This window comes from Rhizobium sp. P1_E1, from assembly GCF_056406015.1.
Window position 1 is genome coordinate 43764 of the sequence record NZ_JBFUAY010000035.1, and the last position, 6953, is coordinate 50716.

Below are 6953 nucleotides of genomic sequence, written 5' to 3' on the forward strand. Positions count from 1 at the left end.
TGCTTTTTGTCTGTCAAAAAGGTAAGACAAAATGCTTCAACAAACGCCCGTGAAAGGCTCGACACTCGCTTCGCCCAAAACCTCCGAACAGCACCAACTCGCACGTCCGCGGGGGGACTACACGAAAGTCCTCGTCCCATTGCTGGTGGTTGGAGCTGTATGCGTTCTAGCAGGCCTAAGTTCGCAGCAGTGGGACCGCTGGACATCGGGCGCTGATGAGCAAACGACGGATAACGCCTATGTACGGTCCGAGTTGAGCCATCTTAGTGCTCGTGCCTCGGGGAACGTGGTGGCCGTCAAGGTCGGCGACTTCGAGCATGTGAAGGCCGGTGACGTGATCCTTCAAATCGATCCATCAGACTACGAGGCAAGGCGCGATCAGGCTAAAGCGACATTGGGCGCAGCGGTTGCCCAACGCAACAACCTCGACAATCAGGGGAATCTTCAAAAGGCCGAAATCCGTCGGTCAGAGGCTCAAGCCGTGGTTGCCCGCGCGAACGCGGATCTCGCCAAGATCGTTGCAAACCGGCAGACCACGCTCCTGGAAAAGGGTGTCGGTGCCCAGCAGCGGCTGGACGAAGCTACGGCGAACGAGAAGACGACTTCCGCTACCGCAGGCGCGGCGGAAGCCGCAGTCGCATCCGCCGAGGCACAGCTTCAATACATTGATGGTCAGAGAGCCCAACTCTCGGCAAACGTGGAGTCGGCCAAGGCAAGTCTCAGATCCGCTGAACTGGCTCTTTCCTATACGACCATCCTGGCGCCGTTTGACGGCATCGTCAGCGAGCGACAGGTCCACGTCGGGGATTACATCACGGCTGGCACCAATGCGATCTCGATTATCCCGCTGCCGAATGTCTACCTGATCGCCAACTTCAAGGAGACGCAGCTCTTTCGAATGCAGGAGGGACAGGCCGCAACGGTCACGGTCGATTCGCTTCCCGGACAGGCCTTCACCGGCAAGGTGACACGCCTGTCACCCGCATCCGGGTCGCAGTTCGCATTGCTGCCGGCCGACAACGCGACTGGAAACTTCACGAAAGTCGTGCAGCGCATCCCTGTGCGGATTGACTTTAACGGCTCATCCGCCCTCGATCGGCTTCGGTCGGGAATGTCGGCGGTGGTCACTGTATCGGTCGCCTCCAACCGTGAGTAACGACCATGGCCGATATCCTCCGTCTCCCGTTCTCCTTTACCGCGCGGCGAACGCATCACCCGATCATTGCCTTGTGCGGCATCTTCATCGGCCCCTACATGGCGGCCTTCCACACCCGGCTCTTCGGCCTCGGCCTTGGTGATCTCAGGGGCGTGTTCGGCCTGAGCTTTGACGAAGGCTCCTGGCTGAGCACGCTGGCCACCGCGCCTCAGCTTTTGGTGGCGCCTGCCGTGCCCTGGCTTGCCGCTACGTTCGGCGTGCGACGGGTCATGGTTGCTCCGGCGCTACTTTATGCACTTATCGCGGCGCTGATCCCGTTCGTCCGTGGTTTCGAGGCGCTCGCCATCTTGCATATTATCCAGGGCACGCTGCTCGGTGTCTTCGTGCCAGCGACGTTGATGATGATCTTCCGCAATCTTCCCGTGAAGTGGTGGATCACGGGAATCGCGCTTTACGCCTTCCGAACGGCTTTCACGTCGAGTTCAGGTACAGCACTTCTCGACTTCTATGTGCAGCATGTCGGATGGCAGTTCGTCTACTGGCAGGACGTCTTCCTGGCTCCCTTAATGGCACTCCTGATCTTCGTTGGCGCGCCGCACGAAGAGGTGAACCGCGATCTGCTTATGAAAGCGGATTGGGGCGGAAAGCTTCTGTTCGGCGCGGGTCTCGCAATGCTCTTCATCGCCGTCGATCAGGGCAACCGGCTTGACTGGTTCGAAAGTGCAGTGGTGATGTCCGCCCTGATCGGAGGTGCGGTGCTCATCGTTGCCTTCTTCATCAACGAAATGCTGATCGAACACCCATGGGCGCACATTAGCGCATTGGGCTCCCGCAACGTCGTGCTGCTTATGTCGATTGCCCTATTCTACATGATGACCAGCTTGTCGAACACCACGCTAGTCCCGAACTATCTGGCGACCGTCGCAGGTCTGCGGCCGGAGCAGATCGGTGCGACAATGGTCCAGTGGATTTGTATGCCGCTTGTCGTCATGACGCCCATCGCCGTCTGGGCCATGCACAGGACGGACGGCCGCTTCATCCTGTTGATCGGCCTCTGCTGTTTTGCGGCAGCCTCTTTTTTGGRGACCGGCCTTACGCCCGACTGGAGCGGTGACAATTTCCGAATGATCTACGTCCTTCAGGCCGTGGGCCAGATCCTGGCATTTCTTTCGATCATCGTATTGAGTGTTGCGAACGGCGACCCCAACAGGGCGGCTGCCATAGGGGCCTACATACAGGTTATAAGGCTCCTTGGCGTGCAGACGGCCCAGGCACTGATGGCAACATTTCTTCGCAAGGGAGAACAGCTGCATTCCTACCTGATCGGTCTCAATCTCGAACGCGGATCGGAAGAATCGAACGTCACGATCGCCGCTCTCACTCACAGACTGACCAGCGCCGGTCAGGCAGTCGCACAAAGCCGTGCAACGGCGGTGTTGGCCCAACAGATGCAAAGACAGGCCAAAGTCCTTTCCTACATCGACGCTTTCTGGCTCACATTCTTCTGCGCAATGGGCGGCGTAGTGATTCTTGCATTCGTTGGAAAAGCGCCGAAAGGCCCCCTCGTTGGCTGAAACCTTAACAGCCCGACAGATGTGATGGGTTCTGGTAGCTGCGCCGCCTCGGGCAGTCCAGTCGACGCGTGCGGTTTGTAATGTCCCGGAGGAGTCGCCAGCCTACTTGTGGAGGCACTTCTCTGCCCACAGCCGGACTGTTAGGTGCGAGACGATGATGCCGCGGGCGGCCAGCATGTCCTCGACCATCCGCAGGCTGAGAGGGAAGCGAAAATGAAGCCACACAGCGTGGGCGATGATCTCTGCAGGAAAGCGTTGGCGACGATGAAGCGGATCACGGAGCGTCATGATCCGTCATCGCACATAGACGTCCACGTTTCGTTAAGTTGACGATGCCATTGGACATGCATTGAGCACCACGTGTCTGGCTATGACGAACGGACAGGCGACAGACGATCGGGTTAGCATCCGTGCTGGATTGCAATGGACAACCAATGTAAAGGCATGCGCAACGCGCCGCTTTGCCCGACTGCCCGATCAAAAACTGATCAGACGCGCAGGGCGCCTAGCACGAAAGTCGGAATTGCTTACGACTTGAGGGCGTGCTTGACTCTAAGAACTGTGATGCAGACTGCGCCGATCACCACAGGCACACAGATCAACATCACGAGTGGGTCAATATGGTAGCCTGCATGATCGGATGTTTCCAACACCAGTTTGATCAGACTGAGCAAATAGTAGCTGATCGCGAGGATCGAAAATCCTTCGACGGCGCGCTGGATCTTGACCTGCGTTGCTGCTCTTTCCGCCATCGCTTGGATTTGCACCGCGTTTTGATATTCAATTTCAACCTGGATGCGGGTCTGGAGGAGATCGATGAGATGCATCGTTGCGTGCGAGAGCTGCTCTAATCGCACAGCTGTCGCTTCACAGGTCCGTATCGCGGGCTTAAACCGTCTGGCCACAAAGACACCGTAGCGCTGGAAGCCGGGAACATGAGATTCCCTCAATTCAGCAATGCGTTCTTCGACTATCTTTGCATAGGCAATCGTAGCGCCGAAGCGGTTTCGTGTTTCCGCCGTCGCTGAGATCACCTGTGCAGACAGGATGGAGATCTCTTCAAGAAGGCTTCTGTGCTCGCTCGTAGGGGTCGTCAAATGTCGGTTGGTAAGCCCAACCAGCTTCCTATCATAGTCAGCCAGCAGCGGTCCAAGACGCCGAGCTTCCGGCAATCCCAGGAGTGCCATGACCCGGTACGTCTCGATCTCGTAGACGCGCCGAACCATCCGACCCAGCCTGTAGGCATTAAGATCGGTGTTGAACAGGATGGCGCGGCTGCTGTTGGATGTGCTGACGCGAAAATCCGAACAAACCAAGGCCCCGCCGCCAACGATAGAAGCTGCAGTATCCGCGAATGCGAAATCTGTGAGGACAGAGCTGATGTCGCGCGGAGGCGCGCCTGAAACGAGAATCTCCAGTCGACAGATCAGCGTCGCATCTTTCAGTCCGGACAGACCTCTGGCCTCGTCGATTGTCAGATTTGCTGTTGGCCAAACTGCCGGAGCATCCAGCAGCTTTGTTACCCTTGTGACGGTAACGAACTCGGTATGAACCTCGATCTGTGTCTGAACAGTTCCATCAGGCCCTTTGTCTCCGGATGCACGATGACCCGAACTCATCGCGACAGGTGTGGCTGGGCGCAATGCAATATGTTCAACGAAGGACTGACCCGAAAAATAGATGGACGGTCTCGCATGCAATTCGGCATTGAAGTCGAGATCAACGTCGGTCACTTCTACCATTTCCTCGTTGCGTCCGGCCTGCGTCATTCAACGCGGCTATGCCGGTGGTCAAGCATTATTTCATTCAGGCCGACATGTGAGGTTGACGACTGGCAAACAGCTTCGGGCAGGCCGTCCGCTGCCATGCCGACGGCGCCAACGAATTGCTTTGACCCAATTCCTACTACGTCGACGCTACGCCTGGCACTATTGCCGGTCACGACACAGGCGCCAAGTGCCGCGACCACTCGGCTATAAGATAACGCTATATGGCAGGCGTCGACGCTTCGCTTAGACGCTCGGTCCTGACGCGCGGCTATTCAAGAGCACAAGGGGTCCAGCGATTTCATCTCAACGTCAATCGTTGGACCCTTGCGCAATCTGCAGGAGGAAGCATTACGGGCGCGATCGCTTGCGTTACCCCCGTGTCCTCGTGTCAAAACCCGCATCGTGGTTCTGAGGGTATTTCACGTGGTCACGCAACGTTCCTAGCTGCTGTGCGTGTATCCACCATCGCATGCGATGGTCTGCCCGGTGATGAAGTTCGACGCCGGAGTGGAGAGAAACATCATGATCCCCACGAGATCGGTAGGCAGCATGCTTCGCTTTATACACTGCTGTGTCAGCTGCGTTTGTCGCAGTTCCAACGTCGGATTTACCGCCCGCTCCACTTCTGTCGAGACCGCTCCAGGTCGAATGCAGTTAACGTTGATCCCGTCGTCGCCGAGTTCGCGTGCCATGGCATTTGTCATGCCGATCATAGCCGATTTCGAAGCGACGTAATGCATGTAGTTCATCACGCCCTTCGTCACCGCATCTGAAGAGATATTGATGATCCGGCCCCACTTGGCCGCTCGCATTACGGGAGCGACCGCCCGGGCACACAAGAATGGCCCGGTGATATTGACCCGCATGACGCGGTCCCACTCGTCAAGCGGAATGTGTTCGAATTTGCGCTTGTCAAGGGTCGCGAATATCGCGGCATTGTTGATCAGCACATCGAGGCGACCATGTTCATCGATAATCGACTTCACAAGTCGGTCGACGGATGCCGCATCAGCAATGTCGACCTCGGCTGCGCTCGCCCGCCCTCCAGCTGCCAAAATTTCGGCTCTGACTCGTTCGGCGTTGTCGACATCGAGGTCGGCGACAATGGGGATAGCCCCTGCGGCGGCAAACTGACGGGCAAGCTCCCGCCCAATCCCTTGACCGGCGCCCGTGATCAAAATCACGCGATCGGTGAGGCTGAAATCCCGAGCCCAGCCGGGAACCCCAGAATCCTGAGGGGCTTGGACTTTGATATGTTCGGTCAATTGTTGTCCTCTCAAGGTCGAAAACAGACGTGGCCAGTGTGATGCCGCGCGGAGACAGTTGTTGATTGCGACCTATTCGGTGGTGGCAAACACCATGCTCCGTGTGGATTGGAAAATCTCACTTGCCGATGCAGGGCGGCGTGACAGCTTTGAAATCGAAACGAACATGCGGCGGACGCCTGTTGGAATCAACTGGGAGGGCAACGTCTGCAACCACAGGAGATAACAAAAGCTTATACCGCGGTTGGATTGCGCCTGTCCGGCGCTTGTAAGTGTTCGTAGAATACACCCAGTTGCCGTTGCCCAACCTGGTTCATGCAGGTCGATGACGATGATTGTCTGATAGACAAAAGCCACGCCTAGGATCGGCGCAGTGCCGCGCGCCACTTTTTCCTCCTGCTGTAAGATGGGACGCTATGAAAGTTGCACGATTTATTGATGCCGGCCGGCCCAGAGTGGGTATTGTTGATACCGCAGCGGGACGCATTCATCCGCTCGATAAAAAGCTGAGCAATGTCATTGGTTTGATCAGGCTCACGACTGGCGGTTTTACCTATGGCGGATCAGATGGTAGCGGAATTCCCCTCGATACCGTGAAACTGCTGGCGCCGATCATTCCGGAGCGCAACATCTTTTGCATTGGCAAGAATTACCACGCGCACGCAAAGGAATTTTCTGTCAGCGGTTTTGAAGCTGGCGCTGTAAAGGGTCAGGAAACTGACGAATATCCGGCCATTTTCAGCAAGCCTCCAAGCACGGTCGTCGGGCCAGACGATATTGTCGAACTGCACCCGCAAGCCACCTCAGCGGTGGATTATGAAGCTGAACTTGCTTTCGTGATCGGGCGTCCCGGCCGCAATATTTCGGAAGCGGACGCTAGGAAACATGTCTGGGGCTACACAATCATCAATGACGTAACGGCTCGAGATCGGCAAAAAAATCACAAGCAGTGGCTTGCGGGCAAAGGGCTCGACACATTTTGTCCGATGGGACCGTGGATCGTGACGGCAGATGAAGTCGATGCCGAGAATTTGGACATTACATGTCATGTCAACGGTGAACTGCGACAGCAGGCGAATACCCGTGACCTCATCTTCAAAATTCCTCAACTGGTTGCAGCAATCTCTGCCGGTCTCACGTTGCAGGCTGGCGACGTTATCGCAACCGGAACCCCAGCAGGTGTCGGGAT

The 6953-nt window shown here is 56.8% G+C and carries 6 protein-coding genes and 1 pseudogene; 3 read left to right on the forward strand and 4 right to left on the reverse strand.

What is annotated here, in order from left to right:
* Positions 1-31 precede the first annotated feature (31 nt).
* A complete protein-coding gene (locus AC1D1Z_RS14790; RefSeq protein ID WP_081295604.1) occupies positions 32-1156 on the forward strand; it encodes an HlyD family secretion protein in 1125 nt (374 codons plus the stop codon).
* A 5-nt stretch (positions 1157-1161) separates the two neighbouring features.
* Positions 1162-2730 carry an MFS transporter gene (locus AC1D1Z_RS14795; protein ID WP_477851001.1) on the forward strand — a complete coding sequence of 523 codons (1569 nt, stop codon included), beginning with the start codon at positions 1162-1164 and terminating at the stop codon, positions 2728-2730.
* 117 nt (positions 2731-2847) lie between these two features.
* On the opposite strand, the pseudogene AC1D1Z_RS14800 reads toward AC1D1Z_RS14795, so the two are convergent.
* The 4 genes and pseudogenes from AC1D1Z_RS14800 to AC1D1Z_RS14815 form a co-directional block, all read right to left on the reverse strand.
* Positions 2848-3018 (reverse strand): annotated as a pseudogene (locus tag AC1D1Z_RS14800) (IS6 family transposase); the annotation flags it as partial.
* 239 nt (positions 3019-3257) lie between these two features.
* Positions 3258-4499 carry a DUF3422 domain-containing protein gene (locus tag AC1D1Z_RS14805; protein ID WP_065276591.1) on the reverse strand — a complete coding sequence of 414 codons (1242 nt, stop codon included), beginning with the start codon at positions 4497-4499 and terminating at the stop codon, positions 3258-3260.
* A 440-nt stretch (positions 4500-4939) separates the two neighbouring features.
* Entirely contained in the window at positions 4940-5764 is an 825-nt protein-coding gene (locus AC1D1Z_RS14810) for an SDR family NAD(P)-dependent oxidoreductase (protein WP_018517154.1), read from the reverse strand.
* 72 nt (positions 5765-5836) lie between these two features.
* A complete protein-coding gene (locus AC1D1Z_RS14815) occupies positions 5837-6151 on the reverse strand; it encodes a hypothetical protein (RefSeq protein ID WP_128408338.1) in 315 nt (104 codons plus the stop codon).
* Between the two features lie 29 nt (positions 6152-6180).
* On the opposite strand from AC1D1Z_RS14815, the gene AC1D1Z_RS14820 reads away from it, so the two are divergent.
* Positions 6181-6953 (forward strand): fumarylacetoacetate hydrolase family protein (locus tag AC1D1Z_RS14820; RefSeq protein ID WP_477851005.1); only part of this gene is annotated, 773 nt, incomplete at its 3' end.